This is a genomic window from Paenibacillus durus ATCC 35681 (genome assembly GCF_000993825.1).
In the GTDB taxonomy this organism is placed as follows: domain Bacteria; phylum Bacillota; class Bacilli; order Paenibacillales; family Paenibacillaceae; genus Paenibacillus_AQ; species Paenibacillus_AQ durus_B.
Genome location: NZ_CP011114.1, coordinates 2939942 through 2965564 on the forward strand (window position 1 = coordinate 2939942; position 25623 = coordinate 2965564).

At 52.5% G+C, this 25623-nt stretch carries 21 protein-coding genes and 1 riboswitch; of the genes, 4 read left to right on the top strand and 17 right to left on the bottom strand.

All coding sequences use genetic code 11. The features are described from left to right. Window positions 1-82: 82 nt before the first annotated feature. Window positions 83-409 (top strand): tyrosine-type recombinase/integrase, encoded by a 327-nt coding sequence (locus tag VK70_RS13490; protein WP_233277686.1) that lies wholly within the window; start codon window positions 83-85, stop codon window positions 407-409. Window positions 410-706: 297 nt separating this feature from the next. Here the strand turns inward: VK70_RS13490 and VK70_RS13495 are convergent, their stop codons facing one another. The 9 genes from VK70_RS13495 to VK70_RS13540 form a co-directional block, all read right to left on the bottom strand. After that, complete coding sequence (locus tag VK70_RS13495) at window positions 707-1579, bottom strand: AraC family transcriptional regulator (protein WP_025695908.1); 873 nt, start codon at window positions 1577-1579, stop codon at window positions 707-709. A 196-nt stretch (window positions 1580-1775) separates the two neighbouring features. Continuing rightward, entirely contained in the window at window positions 1776-3128 is a 1353-nt protein-coding gene (locus tag VK70_RS13500) for a TldD/PmbA family protein (RefSeq protein WP_025695907.1), read from the bottom strand. 2 nt (window positions 3129-3130) lie between these two features. Next, entirely contained in the window at window positions 3131-4522 is a 1392-nt protein-coding gene (locus VK70_RS13505) for a TldD/PmbA family protein (protein WP_046723389.1), read from the bottom strand. Between the two features lie 192 nt (window positions 4523-4714). Then, window positions 4715-8278: a collagen binding domain-containing protein gene (locus tag VK70_RS13510; RefSeq protein ID WP_052756007.1), complete on the bottom strand. Its 3564-nt coding sequence runs from the start codon at window positions 8276-8278 to the stop codon at window positions 4715-4717. A 527-nt stretch (window positions 8279-8805) separates the two neighbouring features. Continuing rightward, entirely contained in the window at window positions 8806-9237 is a 432-nt protein-coding gene (locus VK70_RS13515; RefSeq protein ID WP_025694299.1) for a peptidylprolyl isomerase, read from the bottom strand. Window positions 9238-9500: 263 nt separating this feature from the next. Next, on the bottom strand, window positions 9501-10835 hold the full coding sequence (gene lysA / locus VK70_RS13520) for a diaminopimelate decarboxylase (protein WP_025694298.1): 1335 nt from the start codon (window positions 10833-10835) through the stop codon (window positions 9501-9503). 115 nt (window positions 10836-10950) lie between these two features. Further along, on the bottom strand, window positions 10951-12645 hold the full coding sequence (locus tag VK70_RS13525) for a spore germination protein (protein WP_081754730.1): 1695 nt from the start codon (window positions 12643-12645) through the stop codon (window positions 10951-10953). Window positions 12646-13106: 461 nt separating this feature from the next. Next, entirely contained in the window at window positions 13107-13532 is a 426-nt protein-coding gene (locus tag VK70_RS13535; protein ID WP_025694296.1) for a stage V sporulation protein AB, read from the bottom strand. Continuing rightward, on the bottom strand, window positions 13533-14189 hold the full coding sequence (locus VK70_RS13540) for a stage V sporulation protein AA (protein ID WP_025694295.1): 657 nt from the start codon (window positions 14187-14189) through the stop codon (window positions 13533-13535). Window positions 14190-14409: 220 nt separating this feature from the next. On the opposite strand from VK70_RS13540, the gene VK70_RS13545 reads away from it, so the two are divergent. Then, entirely contained in the window at window positions 14410-15585 is a 1176-nt protein-coding gene (locus VK70_RS13545; protein WP_025694294.1) for a hypothetical protein, read from the top strand. Between the two features lie 75 nt (window positions 15586-15660). Here VK70_RS13545 and VK70_RS13550 read toward each other — a convergent pair whose 3' ends face one another. The 7 genes from VK70_RS13550 to VK70_RS13580 form a co-directional block, all read right to left on the bottom strand. Further along, on the bottom strand, window positions 15661-16500 hold the full coding sequence (locus tag VK70_RS13550; protein ID WP_036640882.1) for an IS3 family transposase: 840 nt from the start codon (window positions 16498-16500) through the stop codon (window positions 15661-15663). Further along, window positions 16494-16838, bottom strand: a complete 345-nt coding sequence (locus tag VK70_RS29535) for a helix-turn-helix domain-containing protein (RefSeq protein ID WP_025695928.1) — start codon at window positions 16836-16838, stop codon at window positions 16494-16496. The genes VK70_RS13550 and VK70_RS29535 overlap by 7 nt, the downstream gene beginning before the upstream one ends. 155 nt (window positions 16839-16993) lie before the next feature. Further along, complete coding sequence (locus VK70_RS13560) at window positions 16994-17965, bottom strand: DMT family transporter (RefSeq protein WP_025695383.1); 972 nt, start codon at window positions 17963-17965, stop codon at window positions 16994-16996. Between the two features lie 240 nt (window positions 17966-18205). Continuing rightward, window positions 18206-18360: riboswitch (FMN riboswitch) on the bottom strand. 79 nt (window positions 18361-18439) lie between these two features. Beyond that, window positions 18440-19906 carry a carboxylesterase/lipase family protein gene (locus VK70_RS13565; protein ID WP_046723391.1) on the bottom strand — a complete coding sequence of 489 codons (1467 nt, stop codon included), beginning with the start codon at window positions 19904-19906 and terminating at the stop codon, window positions 18440-18442. A 27-nt stretch (window positions 19907-19933) separates the two neighbouring features. After that, window positions 19934-21094 (bottom strand): AI-2E family transporter, encoded by a 1161-nt coding sequence (locus VK70_RS13570; RefSeq protein WP_025694374.1) that lies wholly within the window; start codon window positions 21092-21094, stop codon window positions 19934-19936. A gap of 93 nt (window positions 21095-21187) precedes the next feature. Next, window positions 21188-22000 carry a GNAT family N-acetyltransferase gene (locus VK70_RS13575; protein WP_046723393.1) on the bottom strand — a complete coding sequence of 271 codons (813 nt, stop codon included), beginning with the start codon at window positions 21998-22000 and terminating at the stop codon, window positions 21188-21190. Window positions 22001-22128: 128 nt separating this feature from the next. Then, window positions 22129-22497, bottom strand: a complete 369-nt coding sequence (locus tag VK70_RS13580; RefSeq protein WP_025694751.1) for a (2Fe-2S) ferredoxin domain-containing protein — start codon at window positions 22495-22497, stop codon at window positions 22129-22131. A gap of 147 nt (window positions 22498-22644) precedes the next feature. Between VK70_RS13580 and VK70_RS13585 the strand changes: the two genes are divergently transcribed. Both VK70_RS13585 and asd read left to right on the top strand, forming a co-directional pair. Next, entirely contained in the window at window positions 22645-23532 is an 888-nt protein-coding gene (locus VK70_RS13585; RefSeq protein WP_233277687.1) for a phosphotransferase family protein, read from the top strand. A gap of 143 nt (window positions 23533-23675) precedes the next feature. Then, complete coding sequence (gene asd / locus VK70_RS13590) at window positions 23676-24761, top strand: aspartate-semialdehyde dehydrogenase (protein ID WP_025699113.1); 1086 nt, start codon at window positions 23676-23678, stop codon at window positions 24759-24761. Window positions 24762-25016: 255 nt separating this feature from the next. On the opposite strand, the gene VK70_RS13595 is transcribed toward asd, so the two are convergent. Then, window positions 25017-25520: a ferritin gene (locus VK70_RS13595; protein WP_025699115.1), complete on the bottom strand. Its 504-nt coding sequence runs from the start codon at window positions 25518-25520 to the stop codon at window positions 25017-25019. Between the last annotated feature and the right edge of the window lie 103 nt (window positions 25521-25623).

Here is a 25623-nt window from a genome sequence, read left to right on the forward strand (position 1 = left end):
TCAATGGGTTTTGATAGTGCTTTAGCAAATCTCTATCACATTTTCAAATTATGTGAAAGAAGAACTGATGCGGCATAAAACCATGATCCTTCAAGAATGTGAGCAGCCCAACAGAGAATTTAAAGAGGAGGATTTTGTCGTTTGTAACCCGGATGGCAGACCCGTTAGCATCGGTAATTTCCATAAATTCTGGACAAGAATTCAGACCAAGACCAACATGCGTAAAATTCGCTTTCATGATCTACGCCATACGTGCGCCTCACTTCTTCTAGCGTTAGGGACTCATCCAAAGGTTGTCCAGGAATTATTAGGTCATTCATCAATCAAGATTACTTTAGATATGTACTCTCATTTAATGCCTAACATGCATAGTGACGCAGTCAACAAAATGGACGACCTTTTACGTTAAAGTCCTATAGCTTCCTCTTGTTGACTTTCATTATCTTTGATTTCCTACCAATTGCCCTACCAAAGTCCATCTCCCTGCACAAAAAAACCGCCAAGAACCCTTGATATGACTGGGTTTTTGGCGGTTTCACTGTATGAGGGACACTCTTCCTGCCCTGAAGGATTGTCATATTCATTTGAGCCGATATAAATACCGACGTGTATGACGGTATCTTATCATTATATCGCGCAAAAATCAATCATTACTAAATCACATAATTAAATTTACTTTATAATTGTAAGTTAAGTGCCGCATCCCTTATTTTTTCAGCACCGGAATCCATATTTCACTTCTAAATGTCGACGAGGCCACATCTTTACTCTCATTCCATAGAATTTCCGGACCTTCCATTTGCTCATAGTTCGCGGACGGGAACCATTCCGAATAGATGCGCCCCCATATATTCTGTAGTGTACCGGGGAAAGGTCCGATGGCTTCGAATACCGCCCAAGTTAAAGCGGGAACTTCAAGCTGCGCCAAGCTGGCCGGACACTCTTCTGTCGTTGCCGCGCCAATGTAGTGATCCAGCTCCCCTTTTTCTTCCATTCTGCCTTCGGAAAAGTTCGCGGATGCGCTGATCAGCCCCCTAGGCTCCACATTGGAAAGTCCCTTAAGCCTGCAGATTGTTTCGCTATCCAAGCTTTCCCACATCGCCGCAATCTCCGGGTTAACCCCTTCGAACTGGATCGGGACTCTTTTCTTAATCCCCACAATGCGAAAGGCTTCTTTCTCTTCGATCCGATAGTTCATTTCACTTCCTCCTTTAATGGTTAACTGGAAGGTCATCGGTGGAAAAGCTTTAAGCAAATAGCCGTTATTTCTCGCTTCTGATGGTGTAACACCATGCAGCTTCTGAAAAGCTCTCGCGAAAGCGTCCGACGAGTCATAGCCGTATTTGACCGCGATATCAATGATCTTTACGCTGCTCCCTTGAAGCTCAAATGCCGCCAGAGTAAGACGTCTGCGCCGAATATATTCAGATAGCGTGATACCTGCGAGGAAGGAAAACATTCTTCTAAAATGAAAATCGGAGCAGTGGGCCGTTTTGGCCGCTTCTTTAATGTCGATGTCGCCTGCGATATTTTCCTCGATATATTTCAACGCACTATTCATACTTTTGAGCAGATCCATGAATCTAACCTCCTTTTCATCATTAAAATAACAGAAAATGAAAACGTTCATCCGACAATTCGTGCCTGATTATGCAGGCAAGACAGCCCCATTGCGGATTCTCACCGTAGGGATCTTATGCTGTGGGCGTACACTAATAAAGGCAGATGGCGAACTCCGCCATCCGCCTTTATATTTGGCGCCGTATACGATTGAATCAGGCTCCCGACACGGACAACGAGCTGACCTTGAGCGATGGAGAGGTGCAGCTGCCGATAAACCGCAGATCATTTCCAATCTCCTCAATCCCATTAAGCAGCTCAAAAAAATTGCCCGATACCGTAATCTGGTTCACCGGTCTTACGATTTCACCGTGCTCGATCAAATAGCCTATCGCCGCCAAGGAAAAGCTGCCCGAAGTCGCATTCGTCCCCGCATGCAAACCCTGAAGCTCCACGATCAGAATTCCCCGGTCCGTTTTACGGATGATTTCCGCAAGGCTAGCTGCTCCGGGTGCGATATACAGGTTATGATGCGAAACTTCGACCAGGCCTTTGTATCCGCCCTTTGCGGCATTAGCCGTGTTTGCAGCTCCAGCCTTTCGGGCCGTTTTACGGTTGTGCAAAAAGGTAAGCAGTCTGCCGTCCTTAATCAGCTCATGCCGCGCGGTGGCGCTGCCTTCCGCATCGAACGCCTTGCTTGACGGCACATTAACCATCAGCGGGTCATCGATGATCGATATATTACTCCCCGCCACCTGCTCGCCCAGTTTGCCTTTTAGGCGGGAAAATCCTTTGTCCACCGACTCGGCAGAGAACACCGAAGCGAAGCTTGACAGCAGTGAGGTCGCAGCGTCATTTCTAAAAATAATGGGATAATTGTCCGACTGCACCGTCGACGCTCCCAGCTTGGAAACAGCCTCCCGGACGCCTGTCAGCGCCACGGCTTCCAGATCAATATCATCAAAGCTGCGCAGAGAGAAATCGAACCAGCCCCCGGTCACGGTCTCCTTCGCATCCTTGGATTCTTTAGCCAGCACATAAATGCTCGCAGAGGCCGAGCTGTGCTGTCTGTGGCAGTTGAGCCCTTTCGTATTGCTGATCAGTACTTCGCTTTCGCTGACCGAGGCGGCGGAGCGCCTAACCATATCAATGCGGTGGTCGGCGTTCAGGGCAATGCGTTCCATCGCAAGGGCGGCTTCGATCAATTGATCGGGGGGAGTCTTAATCAGAGAAGCCGAATAGGTATTCACGGAATGGTAGTGTTCGGAACCGGCAAACAATTCTTCCGGCTCCTCGTTCTCCAGCACCTCGGCATTGCTTCCCGCTTCGTCAAGCAAATAAGCAATGGATTCATTATCCAGCCTCTCGGTGGATGAGTAGCCCATTTTGCCGCCGATAAGGCCGCGAAAAGACAGGCCGCCGCTCTCGACGATGTTGTACGCATCAATTTCACCTTTAAGCACCGAGACCGAGGTGGACCGGCCGTTCGCATAGTAGATTTCCATTTCGGTGAAGCCCGCTTCCCGGCCTTTGGCAAAAAGAACTTCCTGAAACTCTTCAATATTCAACGTTACTCCCCCTTTCTTCCCCCGACCGTCATTTCCGACACCCGGATGGTGGGCTGACCGCAGTTAACCGGCAGGCTGCCGCTGACGGACCCGCACATACCCTGTCCGTGTTCGAGGTTATTGCCGACCATGTCGATTTTGCTTAAGCAATCGATCCCCTTGCCGATCAGGGTCGCGCCCTTGACCGGTTCGGCGATTTTACCATTGCGTATGATATAGGCTTCCTGAACGGCAAAATTGAAATCGCTCGTAGCCGTGTTAACCGAGCCGCCGCCCATGGACTTGGCGTAAATGCCGTATTCGGTATTGGCGATAATCTCCTCGCGGGTCGAAGTTCCATTGCTGATGAACGTATTGTTCATCCGCGACGCCGGAGCGAATTTATAGGATTGCCGGCGGCCGGAGCCCGTGGAAGGCATGCCCATTCTGCGGGAGCCCATCCGGTCAATCAAATAGCCCTTCAGTATGCCGTTCTCAATCAGGACGTTGCGCTGCGTCTTGGCGCCCTCGTCGTCGATATTCAGCGAGCCCCAAGCATTGGCAATCGTGCCATCGTCGACTGCGGTTACTAGAGGCGAAGCGACCCGCTCGCCGATTTTACCCGCGAAGACTGACGATCCTGGAGCGACGGCGGTCGACTCCAGCCCATGGCCGCAGGCTTCATGGAACAAGACGCCGCCAAACCCGTTGTCGATAATGACGGGAAGCCTTCCGCTGGGAGCATTGCCCGCTTTGACCATCGTGACCGCAATCCGGGAAGCCTTGCGGGCATGCTCTTCGATGTCCAGACTCTCCAGAAACTCGTGACCGGCATAGGCGCCCGGCCCGCTGAAGCCGGACTGTTTCTGGTCGCCATCCTCCGCCACCGCGCTGATTCCCAGTCTCGTATAGACCCGTATGTCCTGAACCAATAAGCCCTCGGTATTGGCGATCAATATATTTTGTAATTGATTCATCGCGTGAATTTTCGTCTGGGCGATGCTTGGATCATATGCTGTCGCCGTGCTGTGGGCGCGCCGCATCAGTTCAATATTGCGCTTTTTCTGCGAGCTGTCCGGCATAATTCCGATGTAATGGCGATTATCGGTGACTGTCCGCCGAAGATCCATTACCCGGCTGCCGGCTGCGCCACCGCGAATAGCTGCCGCCGCCGAACGGGCCGTGTCGATCAGATTCTCCTCGCTGCTGTCGTTCGTGTACGCATAGACGGAAAAGTTACCCTGCAAAACCCGGATGCCTACTCCGTAATCTCGGCCGGACAGGGAGCTTTCCAGCATTCCTCCCACCATCTCGAGCCGTCCGCTTGTCTTATCCTCGGCGAAGATTTCCGCAAAATCAGCGCCGGTTTCAAGCGCGGCGGTAAGTACTCTATATATCACTTGTTCCTGCAGCATACTCTTCCTCCCCGCTCTCTGGATTCTCTTGCACTTCTTTACCAGTATAGCTTATCATGAACGCTCAATGCCCTCAAAAAATCAGGAAATCCGTGTAATCCCGTCCTTGCATGGTTGTTTAGCAAAAAGCGCCCGGGTTGGCTCCCGGGCGCTTACCGACTCAGCCGGCTTGAATGAATGTTAGGCCGGCCGTTATTTCGTTTTCTTGTTATGGGTCAACCAACGGTTGAGGATGAGTCCGACCAGGATAAGGCCCAGGCCGCCCATGTATATCGGAAGCGAGCTTCCTTCACCGGTCTTCGGCAGGTTGCCGGAGGCGGGACTTGGCGACGGATCGGAAGGACCGCCTTTGGGAACGTCATCCTCGTCAATATCGACCCCGCCAAGCGGAACCTCTCCATCCGCAGGCACTTCCGTCGGCGTTACACTTGGCACCGGTGAAGGCTGCGGCTCACTTGAGTTCGCCGGACCTGCCGGAATTTGCTCATCCGGGATAATGACGGTCGAAGCCGTAGGTGTAGCTGATGGAGCCGGTGTAATTGGCGGCGTCACGGATGGCGATTCAGATGGTGCAGCTGACGGGTTCGCGATCGGCGGCTCAGACGGCGTAGCCGACGGCGGCTCAGACGGCGCAGCCGACGGTGTCGCAGTCGGCGGCTCAGATGGTGCCTCAGACGGCGGCACCGATGGCGCAACCGACGGGGTCACGGACGGCGGCACCGATGGTACGGCCGACGGCGTCACAGACGGTGTAGCGGACGGCGTTGGCGACGGTGTTACGGATGGTGTCGGCGAAGGGAGCTTATGATTGGTTATTGGCAGTACAATATTTGCCCCTGCACCAACGGTCACCGGACGCTCGGCCGCATCGAGAACATAGCCTTCGGGAGCCTTCGTCTCGACCAATACATAACTGCCGGACAAAATACCGTTAAATAAAACCGTGCCGTCCGCCCCTGTCGTCTTCGTTCCGATTAACAAGCGTTCGCTTCCGTTCAGACGATACAAATCAAATGTCGCTCCAACTAGCAGCTTCAGGTGATCGCCCTCGTCCAGCTTCTTGATCGTCAGCAAGCTTCTTGAACCGCTGCCTGTTCCAGAGCCGCTGGATACGCCGACGATAATCTCCGTCGAAGTTTCCTTCGTCACTTCCACCACATTGTTGCCGCTGAGCGTTACGGCATTCGTCACGGTTTCTCCGCTGCGGGCCGCAATCAGCGACTGGTACTCCAGGATATACGCCGATTTAATGTCCTTCAAGAAGCTTAAGACGAATGTCTGCCGGCCTTCGTTCGTTGTGGTGATATCGAGCGTATAATCCGTTCCCTTAACAAGCTCCGGTACGGCTTTGGATAGCGTTCCGTCCTGAGCAACCGTCGTAGGATAGAGATGGAACGAATCGGTCAGCAGCATTTGATTCGCGCTTCCGACATCCGTAATCTTCGCATCCTTTATGAAAGATTGGCCCCTGTTGATAGGAATGGTCCAGTTAATCTTGTCGCCAGCCTGTGCTCCGCTCTTGACGACATATTCTCCGCCATATGGAATGGTCACAACGCCAGTCAGATCTCCCGATACCTTCTTATTTCCGTCATAAATGCTTGCCGTATTATAGACCTTGCTGCTGTTAATCAGCTGTCCTTCGAGAGTCGTTTTGAACTCAACATAGAAAGGATAGTTGACCGGTTCATCAAATTTCACTCTCAGCACATTGTCGTTGCCCAATGTAACCGTATACTTCACGTTCAGATCGGACATTTTCCAGGTCAGGCCGTTCGGCCATAAATATAACTGTTTGATCTTCACCGATCCGGGTACCAGTTGCTGCGGCGCCTCAATGGCGTCAACAATCTCCGCATTTTGCAGCGGCTTGCCGTTGTAGTTGGCTCCGATCGACCATGTTATTTCCTTGGACGCCGCATTGTACTGCCCATATTTGAATCCGTTGTTCTTGACCTCGATCCGGGGATTGAATACAGCCTTTGCCGAAGCGGTTCCGCCCTCCCAGGCAACGGTTGCCGTATTATAGAATTTATCCCCGCCGTCCTTGATGCCGTAATAGTCAAAGCGCAGCTTATAGCTGATCGTATATTTTCCGGTAATCGGCTTTTTGAAAGCTACGGTGAATCCTTCCCCTTGCACAATCGGCTGGGCATACTCCAATGTATATTCCGAAGCAGGCACCACGGTTCCCGCAGCGCTCTTGACGACCAACGACTCCGGAATAAAAGTAAGGCCGCCGGAAGGGAAGGTATCCTTGACGACAACGTTACTCATCGGATAGTTGTCTTCGTTGAGCGTAATTTTCCAATCTACGGTTTTGTTGCGGTAATCGGCTCCGGCGGCATCGACCGTTTTATAAATAATGACGGGGTGAATATCCTGATTGTATTCCGCTTTATAAGTGCCTGAGGTTACCGTGTTGTATATTCTTTTGGAGTCAAATAGACGCCCTTTGTTCTTGGTCTTGTATTCAATAAAATAAGGCGTGTTCACATCCCGCAAAAACTGAAGCTTAAACCCGGTTTTTCCAGCTGCGGATGCCGGTGTAACCGTATAATCCGTTCCTTCCGCCAGCTGCGAGCCTACCGTCGCTTTTCCATCGGAATCCACGCTCACATTATAGACTTTAACGGAATCCGCAACCAATTCCTGACTGTCATTGAATAAATCCTTGAGCACCGCATCTGTCTGCGGAATCATGCCATAGTTATAATTGTAATTGATCCCCCAGGTGACAGTCTGAGTTGAGGGTTCATATCCAATTGGATATTTCTGCAGGCTTGGCGCGCGTTGAACCGCAACTGTTGCCGAGGCGGTCACCGGAGACAAATTGTCGCCAGAGAAGGATGCCGTATTTGTAAATTTTGTTTTGGTCAGATCGGTAATCGCTGTGGAAAACACAATACGGTATGCGCCCGTGATCGGCGAATCGGCAAACTTCAACTTAAGCGTGCCATTTTTAACATCAAAGGTGTATTTGGCTGAATCAACGAGAGGGCCTTGACTCACCGTCCCATCCAGCTGAACATCAAGCTGATAGACGGCGGCAGTCACCGTGTCAACGGTCAATCCCGCCGGAATGGGATCGCTCATCTCCGCGCCATAGACGGATTCCAGCGTCTTGTTCACATCCACCGACCACTGAATGCTCTCCGCATTGTACCCCTCGGGCGTTCCTTTTTTCTCAATGGTGGACGCGACATTCGGCTTGAAGCGCAGGGTGACCACTTGGGTATCCCCGTTGACCGGGAACAGGATCTGTTGAACCGTACTTCCTTTGATTACCTCTTTATCGAACTTGGTGCGGAAACTCAGCGTTCCATGCACATTGTCATGGTTCTCAATAAAGCTGTTGAAGGTCATGACAACAAGATGGTTATCCTTGTTCACAGTGAAGCTGCCCACGTCGCCTTCATCGGAAGCCAGCGGACCGCTGATATCGTTGAAGAGCTTGAACTGGTCCGGCAGATGGAAAGTAAACGCGTCCCCGGCCTTATAACTATGCCCATCCTGCAAAGCCCAGGTATAATTCAACGTGACCTCCGAGCCCTGCTCGTAGACATCGCCCGTAACTGTCTCTCCTCCGGGACCATAGACCGCCATTGAAACACTGGTGATAATATTTGTGTCGTTCTCGATAGCTCCCGCCTTGACTTCAGTCGTGAACCCGAGGCCATAGCTGTATTGGGCAACCAGCATCAGGATCACGAGCCACATAGCGATTCTTTTCTTCATCAATTTCCGCAACGTCATCCCTTTCTTCCCCTCTCCCATGTCAATTGACGGTAAAGTACCGTGTTCAAATATATAAATTGGATTGCTCGCTAAACAGGGGAATTGTCCGTTACAATTAATACAGCAGAACTGACGATAAAAGAACCATTTTTCTTGTTTGCGCACTTATGTATAGCTCATCACGCATTAATCATCACACTCCTTCATGTTCTTGGCCGGTAAGTCAGGAGCGGCGACAGCACCGTGTATCCCTAATTTGTATTACCCACTTTTTCACTTTCGATCTTGGTTTTTTTGTTTTCTAAAGGAGGAATTATTTGGGGGTCTGTCTTCCGTATCGCAGCAGCCTATACCTGTTCTTAATAAGGAATAATTACAGTCTACTATAAAGAACATGGTCTGCACAAGAAGCCGCGGGATGGAAAATGGTGGGGAGCTGGAAGATAGAGCGTTTAACCGTCTAAAAAAGCCCGGCTGCATTCCGAATAACTCGGAGCATGCGGCCGGGCTTATGTTTTCTGATTGAGCTTGGACTGAGAATGTACTTACGCTTCGTACACTTCCACGGAAGTCATTTTGTCGCGGCCTTGGAAGGCGTCGACGTATTCCATGCCTTTTACTACTTTGCCGAATACGGTATGCTGGCCGTCAAGATGCGGCTGCGGAGCATAGCAGATGTAGAACTGGCTGCCGCCCGTGTTGCGTCCGGCATGCGCCATGGCCAGCGTTCCGCGCTCGTGCTTGTTCGGGTTGATCTCGCAGTTGATCGTGTACCCTGGGCCGCCGGTGCCGGTTCCGTTCGGACAGCCGCCTTGGGCCACGAAGCCCGGAATAACACGGTGGAACACCAGACCGTTATAGAAACCGTCATTCGCCAGCTTTTCAAAGTTAGCTACGGTATTGGGAGCATCCTGATCGAACAGATCGAGCAGGACTTCGCCGCCGTTTTCGAGAGTGATTTTCGCTTGTTTTGCCATATATAAATACCCCTTTCACGTTGGACAAAATGTGCAATACTTTTACAGTTTACTATGAAAGTCTTCCCAAAGCAAAGCATGCAAAGCCGCCTCTGATGCCTGCATTGTCTTCCCCGGCCGGACAGGAGGCACAGCAGCAGTGAACGGCAATGCGCAACTAAAGCCGGGAATTTTGGGGCAGTTATCGCCCGGCGCCCGGCACGGCAAAAAAGCCATCACGGCACAGGATGTGCATGATGACCTTTAAGCCCGCGCTACACGCTTTATTTCGTTACCGGCAGTTTCGCGATACGCTCAGGAATAATATCATTGGCAATCAGATCGCTATGGCTTTCGCGCTTGACCACAAGATCGCTTTGTCCGTTCTGCACGAATACAACGGCCGGACGGGCGATACGGTTGTAGTTACTCGCCATGGAATAGTTATAGGCGCCTGTGCAAGCTACGGCGAGCAGATCGCCGCTCTTCGCCTCCGGCAGCTCCACATCCCAAATCAGCATATCGCCGCTTTCACAGCATTTGCCCGCAATGGAAACCGTCTCTACGGCTGGGTCATTTGCGCGGTTCGCCAGCAGCGCTTCATATTTCGATTCGTAGAGCGCTGGACGCGGATTGTCGCCCATTCCTCCGTCAACGGCAACGTACTTGCGTACGCCCGGGATCGTCTTGTTCGTGCCGATCGTATAAAGGGTCGTTCCCGCGTCACCGACAATGCTGCGTCCCGGCTCCACCCAAATTTCAGGCAGCTTGGCGCCGATTCCGGCAAAATACTTCTTCACCGCGCCCGTGATGGCAGCGACATATTCGGATACCTGCAGCGGCGTGTCGCCTTCGGTATAACGGATACCGAAGCCTCCGCCAAGGTTGACCACGCTGAACTCGGTGTTCAGTTCTTCCTTCACGCGGCGGGCAAAGTCGGCTACACGCTCAACCGCCATTTCAAAGCCATCCGTCTCAAAAATTTGGGAGCCGATATGCGAATGTACGCCCAGCAGCGTCAGATTGTCCTTGGCGGATGCCTGTTTGACCGCTTCAAAGGCCGAGCCGTTGCCAATATCGAAACCGAACTTCGAATCGGTCTGGCCGGTAGCGGCATAGGCGTGATGCGCATGCGCCTCGACGCCTGGCGTCACGCGCAGCAGAACATTGACGTTTGCATTCTTACTCGCCGCGATGGCTTGCAGAAGCTCCAGCTCGACGAAGTTGTCGACGACGAAGCAGCCAATTCCCGCGTCCAGTGCCATCTCGATTTCAAACGGCGTCTTGTTGTTGCCATGAAAGTGAATCCGCTCCGCCGGAAATCCGGCCTGCAAAGCTGTGTAAAGCTCACCGTCGGAGACAACATCAAGGGAAAGCCCCTCTTCATCCGCGATCCGGCACATCGCCATGACCGAGAACGCCTTGCTGGCATAGGCTACTTGAAAACCAAGCCCGCTGGCGGCAAAAGCGTCCATATATTCGCGGCAGCGGCGGCGGATCAACTGTTCGTCCATGATATATAGCGGAGTACCGTATTCGGCTTTGAGTTCCGTAACGTCGCACCCGCCGATTTCCAAATGACCGGCATCGTTAATCCGGCTCGTCCCGTGTAAAAACATATTCGCAATCCTCCGATTTCTGTGAGAATATCCATCCCAGTTTTTTATGGTATTCAGTATACCAGAGGAAGGGAACGCCATAGAATGGACAAATATGCAGTTGATTTGTATTATCCTACGATTTGTCCTTATTACCGTCGGACAAAGGCATGCGCGTATTATCCCTCGTTTTATCAAAAGACGGCCTTGTTTTGGCAGAAAGCACCGGCACGCGGAACAGAATCGCCCCCATCGCCTTTGCATTAAATGGTATGAATGGCCACAAATACGATGAGTTGTAGGAACGGTTGACCGTCAGCAAAATGATGAACAGGGTCGAGGCGATCACAAGTCCGGCAACGCCGAAGAAGCCTGTGGCCAGAAGCAGGAGCAGCCGGACAATCCGGTTGGCCAGACCAAGCTCATAGCTAGGCGTGGCAAACATGCCGATAGCGGCCACGGCCATATATAAGACAACCTCATTGACGAACAGCCCTGTTTTTACGGCAATGTCTCCGATCAGAATCGCGGCGATCAGGCCCATGGCCGAACCTAGCGGTGTCGGCGTATGCACTGCGGCCATGCGCAGCAAATCCACCCCGAACTCGATAATCAGAAACTGGGCGAGCAGCGGAAGCTTGGCATTTTTCTGCGGACCGATAAATTCGAGCATCGGGGGCTTTAGCTCGGGATGGATAACTAGCAGCATCCAGAGCGGCAGCAGGAAGATCGAAGCGAAGATTCCGGCGAGCCGCACCCATCGCAAATAAGAACCCATGAGCGGGGTCTGGCGGTTCTCTTCCGCATGCTGGCATAAATCGAAAAACGTTGTCGGGATAACCATCACGCTCGGGGACGTATCTACGAATAGGACTACCCTGCCTTCAAGCAGATGGGAAGCCACAACGTCCGGCCGTTCGGAGTAACGGACCATAGGATAGGGATTCCAGTTTTCCCCTATAATTGCTTCCTCCAACTGCTTGTCGGCCAGCGGAATGCCTTCGATGTTTATACTCTTCATTTTGTCTACGACCGCTTTGACCTGCGTTTTATCCACAATATCGTCGATATAGGCGATGGACACATCCGTTTGCGTTCTCCGGCCTACCTTGTGCAGTTCGAATTTCAGTCCCGGATCGCGCAGCCTGCGTCGTACAAGGGCGATATTGCTCAGCAGCGTCTCCGTGAACCCGTCGCGCGCGCCCCGCACCACCCGCTCGATGGATGGCTCCTCAGGTCCGCGAACCGGATAAAGCCGTGTATCCATGATAATGACCCGGGATTCACCCTCGATAAACAGAACGCTCATCCCCGCCAACGCCTGGTTGATCGCCACGCTTAGCTCTTCTGCCTTTTCAACTTGGATATGAGGGATGTACTCATGCATAAATGCGGCTAAGGCGTCGGAAGACATGTCGTTAGGGGTTAAGTAGGTAAGCCTTTTTAGAATCTCATCCAGAACGACGTCTTTGGCAAAGCCGCTGATTAATAAAAGACCTGTTTTTCTTCCTCCTAAGAACATTTCCCGGAACACTACGTCGAAAGATGCTCCAAGGCCCATCACTTCGGTCAGAACCTCTTTCGTCTGATCAAGCGTTTCCGGAATCTTGTCCTCGCCATGCCAGTATATAATCGATTCTTTTACCGAATTCGACAGTTCCTTATCCCTTTTCTCCTGCTTGGGATCTTTAGGCTGACCCGAACCTGCCTGAGCCTGCTCCGAAGAAGATTCGTCACTGGTATCTTCACCAGGCAAAATACTCTTGATAAAGCCGGACAATCCTCCTTCGGAGCTCTCATCCGGAGCTTCCAGCTCCCGGGATGCTTCCATGTCGCCTGATTCGGCGCTGTGCTTCACCACGAACCCTGTCGCCAAGTCAACCGCTTCAGCGCTTACACCTTCACTGGCACCCATCGCCGCTCCGCTCTCCACAGCTTCCCGCTGCTTGTTGGCGTCTGCCATTGCGCCGCTTGCCACGGCGCCCTGCTCAGCGTCGGTGCCAGCCGCCGCACCGGTTTCTCCGGCGCCCAAGTCCTCGCCTGAACCTGCCGCCAAGTTGCCAGCTCCAGCGCTCTGCTCCTCCCCGGCGCTTGCCGCGCCATCTTCCACGGCTCCTTGCTCCGCCCCGGCATCTGCCGCCGCGCCGCTCTCCTCGGCGCTCTGCTCCACAACTGGATCAGATACCCCGCCGATGTCCCCAGCGTTCTCCGCATCCGAAAGCGGCTGCTCCGGCCCTTCGCTGTCCAAGTAATCACCGCTATGAATGTATTTGCTCATCTCTAGCCCTCCCTTTACTGTCGATACACAAACCAATCAAATAAGGAACCCGCCACTTTGCCAAACACCATCGCCATCAGCAGACCGAACAGATGTGAAGTCATATGAAGGCGTTTAGCCAAAATTGGCAGCACGTTGAGAACTTCCGTCAAGGCAGCGGCAAGCATGCCGACAAAGATGCCCCCGAACAGGCCGACCGCCGCTTCAACCGCCGGGCCTGCCGCAATCTTCCAGTTCCAAAAATCGCTCACCGTGCCAACCAGCGACCCGCTGACCATCGCGCCCTCATACCAGTGAACCTTATCGTAAGATTTCGTCAGCTGCGCCAACCGCGGAATCATGTCGAGCACGACGAACAGAGCGATCACCCCGCCGCCGACGGCGATGCCTCCCGCAATGCCAAGGATCAAATTCAGGCCCACCTCAATCGGAGCCGTCATTTACACTTCCTCCCTTTCGCTTGCTCCGCCTTCATCCCGCTTCATTTTCCGGTATTCCTCATGAACAACGTACTGGTCGATATTTTTCTGATACAGGAACATTTCCACCTCAAGCGGGGTCGGCTCCTCATTCCATTTTTTCTTAAACAGATGATTGAAAAAGATGACCATACCGAATCCGATACCGATGGAATAAGCCAGTTGGAACAGATAAGGATGCTCGTCCCTACGGCCGGTCAGCATCTCTACAATCCGGATTTGAACCTCCTGCATGCTCACGTCCGCATGAAAATTCATAATGGTCAGCGCCGCGCCAAAGAACAGCAGCAGCCAGACAAGCGCAAACATGGCAGGTGACGGCTTCCGCTCACCCTTGGATTCGATGATCTGGACAATCGTCCTGCCTTCTCCAATCGGCTCGATATCGGCATCCGGCACCAGCTTCTTTACCAGAGGAATGACCTTCAGCAAATCGATGAGGATCAGGTTTCCGTCACTGTACTCCGGCTGGACCAGAAGCAGCGATTTCAGCCGCTCCTCCCACTCCGGGGGGGCGATCAGGTAAGCGACGTCGCCAAGCTTCACACCTTTACCTTGAGGAAGCATCACCCGATTCTTCAGTTGTATGTAGATGGCCGAACCAGAGTCGGTCTTCATCATCCGCTTGTCCTCCTAAATCAAGCAATCTCATACAGGGCCGCCCGTCCCGGACGGGAATGATCTTACTTAAGGCTCTAAACTGAACGCCAGTGTGCCAGAATAACGGTAGTATGGATGAAAAGGGTTATTTTTACTCTAGTCCAGCGGCATCCCGAAACTTTTCGCGGTTGAATGAGTCTATACTTCAATAGCAAAAGAAGGAGGAACAACCAAAAAAATGAAGTTATTATCGCAAGTCTTTATCCGAACAATTCTGGCGGCTGCGGTGCTGCTGGCCCTTAGTGTACAAGTCCTGTCTCCCGTACATGCCAAATCCGAAAACAGCGTGCAGGATTACGCGGTGGATGCCTCAAAAGGAGTCGAGATATACTCGGTCAGCTACGTGGTTGACGGAAAGTACCAAAATGCGGTGGTATATAAGCAGCAGGACGGCACTTTTGCGAAATGGCAGGAACCGTTCCATTTTTTCAGAACAGCAGAGGATGGCTCACTGATAATCGGCGGGTCGGATGATCCCGAAGGCGGCTATGTATACGATCCGGATCGCCAAGCCATTGTCCATAAAAATATCTATTCGCTGTCACCGGACGGGAAATGGGGAATTCTGGAGCGTTCCCGTTATCTTTATGTAAAGAATCTATCGCCATACAGCGACTATATTGCCAAGCTTAACGACTATTATTTGAAAAATATGAAGACCGGCGATGTTTCTTTGTACAAAACTATGCGGACAAGCTTTCGTACGGGTTGGTACGATCAACACACGCTGCTGGAGTCCGGTTATGACAGCCAGACGAAACAAAATTTGATTACGGCCTACAATCCAGAGACGGGAACAAGAACCACTGTCCTTGCAGGCTCGATGTATGCCTTCAACAATTCCATCTCCAAGCTGGTGTATGTGGAGAATGAGTCGCACCGTCTGCTGCGGGTGTACGATCTGAAGACGTCCGCCTCCCATCTTCTCACGAGTGAAGCAAAGCGGTCGGCCATCTATCCTTCCGCCCTTTCCAGACCGGCATCGGCCCTTCCTGTTGGAATTAACCCTGCCGAACTACCCGTCGTCCCGGTTCCCGTTATTGAAGAATATGAGTATACGGCGGAAATCAACGGCCTCAGCATCCCGGTAAGCACGGTGTTTGAGGCGAACGGCAAACGCTGGATTCCTGTGCGGCCGCTCGCGAAAGCCTTGGGCTGGAAGGTGGAACTCATGGATCAGCCGGGAACCTCCTATAAAGCCTTGAACTATCAATATACAATCTCGAAGGGAGCGGCAAAAATCACTCTCACACCTGCCAACAGCTTTAGTACCGGCGGCAGGCTGTTCATGAATCCTGGTCAGCTGGCATCGCTTGGCTGCGGAGACGTTAAGCTGGTTCCCCGTATCAACTGACTGTTCTCATAAAAAAACGTCCAAGCCTGCAGCGATAACTGGTCATACCCCTGTCAAGTAGACAATGAAAAAAGGCTAAGCAGCCAGCGCGTGCCGGTACTCAATCGGTGCGCGCTGTTTGAGTTTGGCCTGAAATCGCTGGTAATTGTAAAAATAGATATACTCCTCCACTGCTTGATGTATCTCGGTTTCTGACTTACACTGGTGGAGGTACAACTTCTCCGTCTTGAGATGCGAAAAGAAGGATTCGATGCAGGCGTTATCCAGGCAGGTTGCTTTGCGAGAGTGGCTGCCCTTGACGCCGAATTCCTCGAGTCGCGTGTTGTACGCCGCAGACGTGTACTGGAAGCCCTGATCCGAGTGGAGCACGGCCCCGGACACGTCTCTTTTTCGTGTCCATTGTTCGACCGTATCCAGGACGAGCTTGACGTCATTTCGCTCTGAGATCTGCCAAGCCACAATCTCATTGTTAAACAGGTCCTGAATGGCGGACAAGTAATAAAAGCGCGCACCGTCTGAGATATACGTAATGTCAGTCACCAGCTTCTGCTGTGGCCCTGCCGCATGAAACTGACGCCTCAGCCGGTTCGGGTAGACCACAGAAGGCGTGTAGCTCGAGTACTTTCGTTTCTTCCGGATCACCGAGGGAATCGACAACTCCTTCATTAGTCGCCATACTTTCTTGTGATTGACGAGATAACCCGCCTCCCGTAAAGCGGTTTTCATCCGGGGATATCCGAAGTAGGGATGAATCAAGTGAATCGCTAGCATATGCTCTTTGATTTCATGATCCCGCGAATGAGTTTCTTTACGCTTTGACCCGCTTGCTCGCCACTTGTAGTAGCTGGCTCTAGGGATTCCGGCAATGGCTAACAGACGTGTCACGCCGTGCCGGTCGCGTAACTCCTCTACGATTTGGTAGTTGTCCTGCGGACGGGGGCGACCTCCCTGACCAGATTTGGGTACCGCTTTTTTAGATAATCTACCTGCGCTTTCAGATAATCCCGTTCTTCCTCGACGCTAGCAAATTTCGTGCGTTGCCGCCCTTTAAGAGGGTTGGTTAATCCCTTGCGGGTGTCATACGCTTCCCCCGTTTTGTACTTCTTCACCCACTCCTGAAGTTGGGTCTTACTCCGGATTCCCAGTCGGGCTGAAACCGTCGTGTAACTGCCCGTCCCCTCCAAATAGGCCTGAACCGCCGCCGTCTTAAACTCTTCTCCATAGGTTTGAAATTTCTGTCCCTTTTTGGCCATACAAATATCCCCTCCAAGTTCACTCTATCCTCATGATACCATGAGGACTTTTTTGAGTGTCTACCTGAAGGGGATAATATCAAACCGGCTTGGACGTTTCTATATTCGAGCATTTGCCCTGGGGCTGTCCCCTCAGGCGTTCCATGGCATTTTATTTAATTCGGCTGGCTCGCCGCCTCAAGCGGTTCCCTTTGCTGGCTGGAGATAAAGAACAGCGCGGTCCAGATCATCGCAAAGCCCAGAACCTGCGGCCAGGTGACAAGCTGGTGGTAGACGATCCAGTTCAGTACTAAGCTGGTCATCGGGAAGCTTAGCTCTGCAAATGTGGCAAAGGAGGCTTTGGTTGTACTCAGCCCTTTGTAGTACAGCAGCATGCTGAGCAGCCCGGGAAGAAGCGCCTGCAGCAGCAGATTGACCGCCACGGCTGCGGAGGAACCGAGTCCGCCATGCAGCTGCCAAGGCGCTCCCTCCACCGACGTAAGGACAAATAGGAACGGCAGCGCCAGAACAAAGCGCAGTGAAGTAACAGTCTCGTACTTCATTGTCCCAAGCAGATAACGGCCCATGACGGTCGAGCCGCCCCACAGCGCAGCTGCTCCAAGTGCCATTATGCTGCCGATTCCGATGAAGCTGGCGGCCTCTCCGAATGGCATGCTCCAGCCAAAGGTCAGCAAATAAGTGCCAAGGAGCGCAACCAGAAAGAGCGGAGCGAAATAGCGGGGCAGCCGTTCCTTCAGCAGCAGAGCAGCAAGGCCGACTGCGAACAGCGGCTGCAGCTTCTGAAGCAGCACCACGGCATTAATGTCGCCGCTTGAGAGCGCCTTGGTGAACAGGATGGTCGCCACGGCCGATCCGCCCCAGGATACGAAGATCAGGGCGGCCGCATGCCGGAGCCGGATTCGCTTCAGCTCGGCACGGTGGCGCCACAGCACGGGAGCGGCAGCCAGAAAGAGCACCACATGCTCCAGCAATACAATTTGCGACGAAGTCAGGGACTTCAGCAGCAGGATGCGGAACAGCGGATCGACGCCCCACAGGGCCGCCCCCAGAGCCACCAGCCAGAATCCGCCGTGCAGCGGTGTTGTCCGCACCGTTTGAGTTTGCGAAGATGCCGTTACATTACTCATGATCATTTCTCCTTGTCGATACAAAACCTCGTTCCAGACCAAAAACCCCCGGACTGCCAAATTGAGCAATCTCGGGGGTTATACCGATAAAAACGTCCATAAGAAAAGCACCGATTGGTGCCCTTTCGAAGATGCCGCCGAATCCTTCATTCGCGGTAGCTTTTCTTGCGATTAAAGAATTGTTCAGCTCCGCTGAAAACTTATAAATTCTTTAATCTTAGCAAAAAGCCGTTCCTATCCTTTGATCCTCTCTCCTCCGGACTTTACCGTCGGCTCTGGATTTCCACCAGATCAGTCCCTCCTTTCCAGCTTGGAAAAAAGAGAGTCGCGGGCTGCGGTCCGCCTTCGCGAACCTCACCGCCGGTCAGGAATTTCACCTTACCCCGAGAATCTTGTATTCCGTAATTTTTTTCACAAACCTAGCATATTCCTTTTTTCCTGATTCGTAAAGAGTTTTGTGCAAACGGTTGGCTATTACGAAATATATTTGAACACCAGCCGGCGTTTCTCCGGGTCAGGGTCCTTCACCACACATGCGGTTTCATCAAAAATAAGGGTGGCGCGCTCCGTAAGCCCGTACTCCGGCCACGGAAGCTTTCCGGTATCCGGACTTCCCTGGTGGGCAAACGAGGTCCAAGCACTCTGCATCGCACTCGAAAGCGACTTCATCGCCGGGCTGATTGCCAGTCCCAAGCGCCGCAAGTGCGACATATTTCCAAACACATAGGGGATCTCTGCGGTATGTACCGCTCTGGTGAGCAGCGGATGCTCCTCCACTCCCCAATCGAAGCGGTACATATAGACCGATCCGTGCTCCAATTGGCTCTCCACAAACGCAATTGCGCCGCCCCAGAAGAACAGATCGGTCAAGATTCCCGCTGGCCCCTCCCAGTTCGCGGGATAATGTGCGGCAAGCCCTGACAGATCCGGTGTACCCAGCGCTTGCTGAAGCGCCTTTAGCGATTCTTCGATTGCCGGTACCTGCGTGTCTTCACGGAAAAAATAGTGGCCTTCGTGGCGGTTCGTTCCGATCAGCAGCGGAATGCCAGCCGCCGAACCGTTCGCAACGGCCCGAATCGGCTCTTCCGGCAGCGTCAGGGGATCGATCACCGGCTGAAAGATCATGGCGGGCGAACCGCCGGTCAGCCGCTGTACTAGCCTTCCAGCGGCTTCCATAATAGCTTCGGCCGGAAGCTCCAGCAGCTTCCCTGCGTTCGCCCGGTCTATGCCCAGCTCGGCGAGCAGCGCTAAGGCAACTGCCTCCCCCTGCTCGGGACGAAACGCCTGGGATGGGCCGCTCTGCATAATCGCTCCGGTAAGCAGGCCGCGCGCAGCCGGCATCGCCAGCAGCGCGGCGATGCTCATGCTTCCCGCCGACTCGCCGAATACCGTTACCCGCTGCGGGTCGCCGCCAAAACCGGCAATATTGCCGCGAATCCATTCCAGCGCGGCGATCTGATCCAGCAGTCCCACATTGGATGAATAACCATTACCCAGGGGGGCCAGGTGAAGAAATCCGAACGGCCCCAGACGGTAATTGACCGATACGACAACCACATTTCCGCTGAGGGCAAGAGCGGCTCCGTCGAACAGCGGCTGGCTGCCCGCTCCGGTCAGGAACGTCCCGCCGTGAATCCATACCATAACAGGCAGAGACTCCGCCCCGGCGGGGGCCCATACATTCAGGTATAGGCAGTCCTCATCGTAGACCGGCGCTTCTTCGGGAAAGCGGGTGCCTTTCCGGTCAGGCGGCTGGTGGCATACCGGGCCATAGGCGAAGCAGTCCCGCACCCCGTCCCAGCTCGCCGGAGGCTCAGGCGCTCTGAAACGCCGTTCGCCGGCGGGAGGAGCGGCGAACGGAATACCGCGCCAGATGTTAATGCCATGGTCTTGTATGCCGCGTACTTTTCCGTATATCGTTGCAGCTTCAGGCTCTCTCACAAGCGATCATCCTTTCGTCAGTTTGTCTTATGGCTGTTCTTTGCCATCCTGGGACGAGTCGTACAGTCCGGAACGGAAACGGAACCACTGAAAAATATGCGTGACCACTACCTTCAGCACGGCGTACCCGGGCACGGCCAGAATAATGCCGACCACACCGAACATTTTGCCGGCAAAAACAATCACGAAAATGATCGTAATCGGATGAATCTTCAGCGTCTTGCCCATGATCTGCGGAGAGATGAACTTTCCTTCAATCAGCTGAACGGCTGTCCAGACCATAATCATTTTCAGCAGCATGAATGGCGAGGTGACCAGTGCCACGACAAGCGCGGGCGTAATTGCGATGGCCGGACCCAGATAAGGCACAACGGCCGTACAAGCGGCAACAATGGCGAGCACAAGCGAATATTTCAGGCCGATGATCAGATAGCCGATGTAGAGCAGCGCTCCGATACAGCAGCTAACGATGATCTGCCCGCGGATATAGGAAGAAATCTGCTGGTTCATCTCGGACATGACCATCCGGGTCTGCGGCTTTAGCGCGGTAGGAACCATATGCAGAATATAATCGGGGAAACGTTTGCCGTCCCTGAGCATGTAAAAAAGGATAAACGGGGTCGTTACAATTCCCAGTATGATCTCGGTAAGCGTTCCGACCAAGCTGCCCACACCCGTTAGAGCGTTGCGTAGAAATGTAGTCAGCCATTCGGACACTCTCGTTGTCAGCGAGCTGACGTCTGCTCCCATGCTCTGCTGCAGCTGATCGAATAGCCGGCTGCCCGTTAAATCACTGATTTCCTCCTGGATTTGGGCGCTGTAACGGGGGAAATTGTCAATTAGATCCATGAGCTGACCCTTGATAATCGGAATGACCGTCAGCAGAATAACAGTTATGACACCGATTATAAGAAGGTACAAAATCACGATCCCATAGGCGCGCTTAACCTTGCTCTTACGCTCCAACCGGTCCACCAGCGGATTAAGTAGGTAATAAGCGACCCCCGACAAAATAACAGGCAGCGCCACCGTATGGAGCAGCACCGACAACGGAATGAAGATGAACGGTATCCTCGCGAATACAAGCACATTGAGTCCGATCAGCAGCAGCACAAGCAGGAAAACGACGAATTTATTGTTCAGAAAAAATTTACGGAATCTCTCCGGCCAGATTTGCATTCTTTGCATCCACAAGCCTCCCAATGCGGCGATTAATCAAGCGTACGTCGGCTTTTTTAATAGCATAGTCAACTTGCGGAGGGCAAGTCAAATCGGGCGGCCTTATTGGCGAAACTTTATATCCGCGATCCTCCCTGCGGCGACAAAGCCGATCGACTGATACACTTTATTGGAGTCCGGATTTTTGGCGTCCGCATACAGCATCGGCGTTAACCCGTCCCGTATGCAGGAACCGCTAACGGCAGCCACAATCGCGCTGGCATATCCTTTCTTCCGCTCGCCTGGCGGCGTGTACACATCGTTAATCCGGGCATGCCGGGCCGTCCGGTGAGCGATTCTCGCCATAGAGACCGGTGCGCCGCCTACATTCCACAGGTATAACCCTCCCGTCCCGATAGCCGCCGTGGCCGCTTTATAGACCTCGTCGGGCATGGGCGTGACACCGAATACTTCCTTTGAAAAAGCGGACATATTAGCCGCAACCCTTTCCGTATGCCGCGCATTCGCCCGTTCGATATATCCATTCACGTCTGCCGGAGGTCTAACCCCGGGACATATGTACGCTTCCAGCAACATATACGGCTGAGCCTTAAGCCCGCAGCCTTCCGCATAATAACGTGCAAAAGACTCTGCGGTCCCGGGATCGGAGGATATCCCAGGAAATGCTTGGGACCGCACATGCTCCGCCAGCTTCCGGAGCATTTCATCCTTTCGCTCTTCCGTTAGCTCATGGGAGAGCCACAACCAGGGATTGAAGCCCGGAGTCTGGGCGAATATCAGATCTTCACTCTTGGTCTTGATCCGCAGCGCTTCCGGACTCCCGCAAATCAGATGCAGCAGGTTATAACGGATCTCGTCATTCAAGAACATTTTTCCATTTAGGATGGGATCACGGTCGGCAAGCTTTACGAACATCCGGCTGGTTCACCTCTCTTCTTTCTTTTTATCCAACAACTCGATGATAATGCCCCGCACCGCAAAAAGAAATAACCCGCAGACGGCTATTTTGCCGACTGCGGGTAAGGCGGAAGACCTGCGATGCTCTATTTTTTCCCCTTTTTCTTTCCCTTCATTCCTTCTTTGGCTGAAGCTGTCATGCCATTCTTCCCGAATGTGTACAGGATATTTTTTTTGAACCGCTTTCCCACCAGCGATTTTCTGACAAGCAGCTTGACCCGCTTTGGCGACATATCCCCGTACCAGACCCCTTCGGGATAGGAAATAACGACCGGCGAATTTCCGCACCGTCCGGCGCAGGAGGTAAACGTTGTATGAATCAGAGCCTCCCCGCCCTGCTTCTCAATTTCTTTCTTGATCGCCTGGGCGATCTCCCCGCTCTTGCGCTTCTTGCAGCTGCTCCCCCCGCAAACAAGCAAATGGCATGCCGTACCCTGCAAATTCCATGTCGTCATAACCTTCACTCCTCTCTATATCTATTAATACCCCTCAATAACCTTGATGCCCCCTAGACGAGGGTAAAAGCACATACTATGCTATACTTTTTTATTATAAAGGGAAAATCGAATGAGCAGCAATGGCAAGCTTACTTGGAGGGACCTATGGCTGAATCGGGAATAGAAACAAAGTTTGAGCAAGTGGTGCACCGGATCGATACCGAAGGCAAACTGCTTGGCATAATGGAGATGGAAGGCGGCGTATCCGCCCAGGTAACAGCGCTTAACATTTTACGGAGCGATGGTGAAGTTGCAGCAATGATTCTTCGCCGGCACGGCGAGGCTGATCTTAGGCGAAATCCGCAGATTGCGGCTGCCGAATACAAACTTTTACAACTGCTGAAATCCAAGGGGGTTCTCGTACCGGCGCCTCACTTTCTCGACCTATCCTGCGAGATTTTCCCGACGCCGGATTTCAATCCTTCCTGCTTAAATCACTATCTGTTCCAATTATCTGCCCATCTCGCCTATATCCACAGCGTGGACTGCTCAAAGCTTCACTTGGAGTTTCTGCCTAAACAAGAAGAAATAATCGCAGAAATACTGGATATTCATTCTGTAAAAATGGATAAATCGCTGAATGAGGGCATGATCCGGGATACGTTGAGGTCAGTCTGGCCCTTACCTCAGATTAATCAAAATGTCATTCTGCATGGAGATTATTGGCCGGGAAATATTTTGTGGAAGGACGGCAGGCTTGCCGCCATTATCGACTGGGAGGACGCGGCTGTGGGCGATCCTTTGGCGGACCTTGCCAATGGCCGGCTTGAAGTTCTGTTTCATTTTGGAATAGACGCCATGAATGCATTCACCCGGCAATATCAATCGATGATGACGGTCCTTGATTTCACAAACCTCCCTTATTGGGATTTATTTGCGGCATTACGTCTTTCCAAATTTCCAGATTGGGGACTGGAGCAAGTCACCGAGAACACTATGCGTAAAAAACACAAATGGTTCGTCAACCAAACCCTTCATGCAATTGGCATCTAAAGATCCGTCATAATCCTAACACATTATGAAATAAATATGCCGCTTGGATGCATTCTCATATTGAACGTTCTCTGCATATCCTTTATAATTCAGTACATTATATGCGGCTATTTTACGGCCTTCGAAAGGAACTGAAAAACGTTATGACACAAAAGCTTAGAGCCGGTATTGTCGGCGGAACCGGCATGGTCGGCCAACGCTTCATTGCTCTTTTAGAAAATCATCCGTGGTTTCAGGTAACCGCAATCGCTGCCAGCGCGAACTCTGCGGGCAAAACGTACGAGGAATCCGTAAAGGGCAGATGGAAGCTCTCCACCCCAATGCCTGACAACGTTAAGAATATTCCCGTTCAGAACGCTTCGCATATTGAGGAAGTTGCCTCCGGGGTCGATCTGATTTTTTGCGCTGTCGATATGAAGAAAAATGAAATCCAGGCCCTCGAAGAAGCCTACGCCAAAGCGGGCGTTCCCGTGATTTCGAATAACTCGGCCCACCGCTGGACGCCGGACGTCCCGATGGTCGTTCCGGAGATCAATCCCGAGCATTTGGAGGTTATCGCCGCCCAGCGCAAGCGTCTTGGAACTGAAACCGGGTTTATCGCTGTCAAGCCCAACTGCTCCATTCAGAGCTATGTGCCGATGCTGACCGCCCTGCGCGGCTTCCAACCGACACAGGTGGTTGCCAGCACCTACCAGGCGATTTCCGGAGCTGGCAAGACATTTACCGACTGGCCGGAAATGCTGGACAACGTCATTCCTTACATTGGCGGAGAAGAAGAGAAGAGCGAGCAGGAGCCGCTCCGCATCTGGGGAACTGTTGAGGACGGAGCGATTGTAAAAGCATCCGGCCCTCAAATCACCACCCAATGTATCCGCGTTCCGGTTACGGACGGCCATCTGGCTACCGTATTCGTCTCTTTCGAGAACAAGCCTTCCAAGGAAGAGATTCTCGAAAGCTGGAAGAACTACAAAGGCCGCCCGCAGGAGCTGGAGCTGCCGAGCGCGCCGAAGCAGTTTATTACGTACTTTGAAGAAGACAACCGGCCGCAGACGAACCTGGACCGCGACCTCGAGAACGGCATGGGCATTTCCGCCGGCCGCCTGCGCGAAGATTCACTGTACGACTTCAAATTCGTCGGCCTGTCCCACAATACGCTTAGAGGCGCCGCCGGCGGCGCCGTGCTGATCGCCGAGCTGCTGAAAGCGGAAGGCTATATTACGGCCCGCTAAAACAATGGCTAACGCTTAAGCCCATATAAATGCCCATCTCCTTGTTATCGGAGACGGGCATTTTGGGTTGGTGGTAAATACAGCCGTGTTCATCGCTCAGACACTCGCAAAGCCGTCCTCAGAAAACAGCCCCAAGCGGACGCTTCTATTCGATCATAGCATAAGACGGATTTTGTGCAACACCAAAAACCCGAGCACTCGGGCTCGGGCTTGATTGATTTAAGTATGTACCCCTCAGATGCTGGGCCGCCGGATTTACTCGGCCGGAGGAGTGAATGTGCGGGCAGCAAACTCCGCGTCCATCATATAGAAAGCGTTACTGTCGTTCTCGATCCGCTTCAGCTTTTGAATAATGCTGCTGAACAGCGCTTCTTCCTCGACCTGCTCGTCAATGAACCATTTCAAGAAATAGATCGTGGCATGCTCACGCGCGTCAAGCGCCAGATCGGCCAGATGATAGAATTTGCTGGTGTTCTTCTGCTCATGAGCGTAGCTTACCTCAAAAGCTTCCAGAACGGAAGCATAATCATTCTTCGGCTCCGGCAGTGCCGCTAGGGTAGCCCGCTGATCCCGGTCATTCAGGAATTTGTAGATCTTCATTGCATGGAAACGTTCTTCTTCCGCCTGAATCAGAAAAAAGTTCGCGAACCCGTCCAGACTTTCGCCCGAACAATACGCCGCCATCGCCAAGTACACATGCGCCGAATAAAACTCAAAATTCATTTGCTCATTTAACGCTGTTGCCAATTCCTCTTGCATGCAGCCACACTCCATCCTTTTTTATATTTTCCCCTCTATCATAACATGAAGTCTATTTTCAATGCCTGACATGGGAGAGGAAAACATGACGAATACGAGAAAA

Excerpts from the sequence above, each read along its gene's own strand:
- VK70_RS29535 (WP_025695928.1), bottom strand. The coding sequence starts at position 16,838 with ATGGCCAAAAAGGGACAGAAATTTCAAACCTATGGAGAAGAGTTTAAG.
- asd (WP_025699113.1), top strand. The coding sequence starts at position 23,676 with ATGACACAAAAGCTTAGAGCCGGTATTGTCGGCGGAACCGGCATGGTC.
- VK70_RS13490 (WP_233277686.1), top strand. The coding sequence starts at position 83 with ATGATCCTTCAAGAATGTGAGCAGCCCAACAGAGAATTTAAAGAGGAG.
- VK70_RS13535 (WP_025694296.1), bottom strand. The coding sequence starts at position 13,532 with ATGACGGCTCCGATTGAGGTGGGCCTGAATTTGATCCTTGGCATTGCG.
- VK70_RS13575 (WP_046723393.1), bottom strand. The coding sequence starts at position 22,000 with ATGTTCGTAAAGCTTGCCGACCGTGATCCCATCCTAAATGGAAAAATG.
- VK70_RS13510 (WP_052756007.1), bottom strand. The coding sequence starts at position 8,278 with ATGACGTTGCGGAAATTGATGAAGAAAAGAATCGCTATGTGGCTCGTG.
- VK70_RS13595 (WP_025699115.1), bottom strand. The coding sequence starts at position 25,520 with ATGCAAGAGGAATTGGCAACAGCGTTAAATGAGCAAATGAATTTTGAG.
- VK70_RS13515 (WP_025694299.1), bottom strand. The coding sequence starts at position 9,237 with ATGGCAAAACAAGCGAAAATCACTCTCGAAAACGGCGGCGAAGTCCTG.
- VK70_RS13495 (WP_025695908.1), bottom strand. The coding sequence starts at position 1,579 with ATGGATCTGCTCAAAAGTATGAATAGTGCGTTGAAATATATCGAGGAA.
- VK70_RS13570 (WP_025694374.1), bottom strand. The coding sequence starts at position 21,094 with ATGCAAAGAATGCAAATCTGGCCGGAGAGATTCCGTAAATTTTTTCTG.
- VK70_RS13525 (WP_081754730.1), bottom strand. The coding sequence starts at position 12,645 with ATGGAAGCATCCCGGGAGCTGGAAGCTCCGGATGAGAGCTCCGAAGGA.
- VK70_RS13585 (WP_233277687.1), top strand. The coding sequence starts at position 22,645 with ATGGCTGAATCGGGAATAGAAACAAAGTTTGAGCAAGTGGTGCACCGG.
- VK70_RS13580 (WP_025694751.1), bottom strand. The coding sequence starts at position 22,497 with ATGACGACATGGAATTTGCAGGGTACGGCATGCCATTTGCTTGTTTGC.
- VK70_RS13545 (WP_025694294.1), top strand. The coding sequence starts at position 14,410 with ATGAAGTTATTATCGCAAGTCTTTATCCGAACAATTCTGGCGGCTGCG.
- VK70_RS13540 (WP_025694295.1), bottom strand. The coding sequence starts at position 14,189 with ATGAAGACCGACTCTGGTTCGGCCATCTACATACAACTGAAGAATCGG.
- VK70_RS13505 (WP_046723389.1), bottom strand. The coding sequence starts at position 4,522 with ATGCTGCAGGAACAAGTGATATATAGAGTACTTACCGCCGCGCTTGAA.
- lysA (WP_025694298.1), bottom strand. The coding sequence starts at position 10,835 with ATGTTTTTACACGGGACGAGCCGGATTAACGATGCCGGTCATTTGGAA.
- VK70_RS13560 (WP_025695383.1), bottom strand. The coding sequence starts at position 17,965 with ATGAGTAATGTAACGGCATCTTCGCAAACTCAAACGGTGCGGACAACA.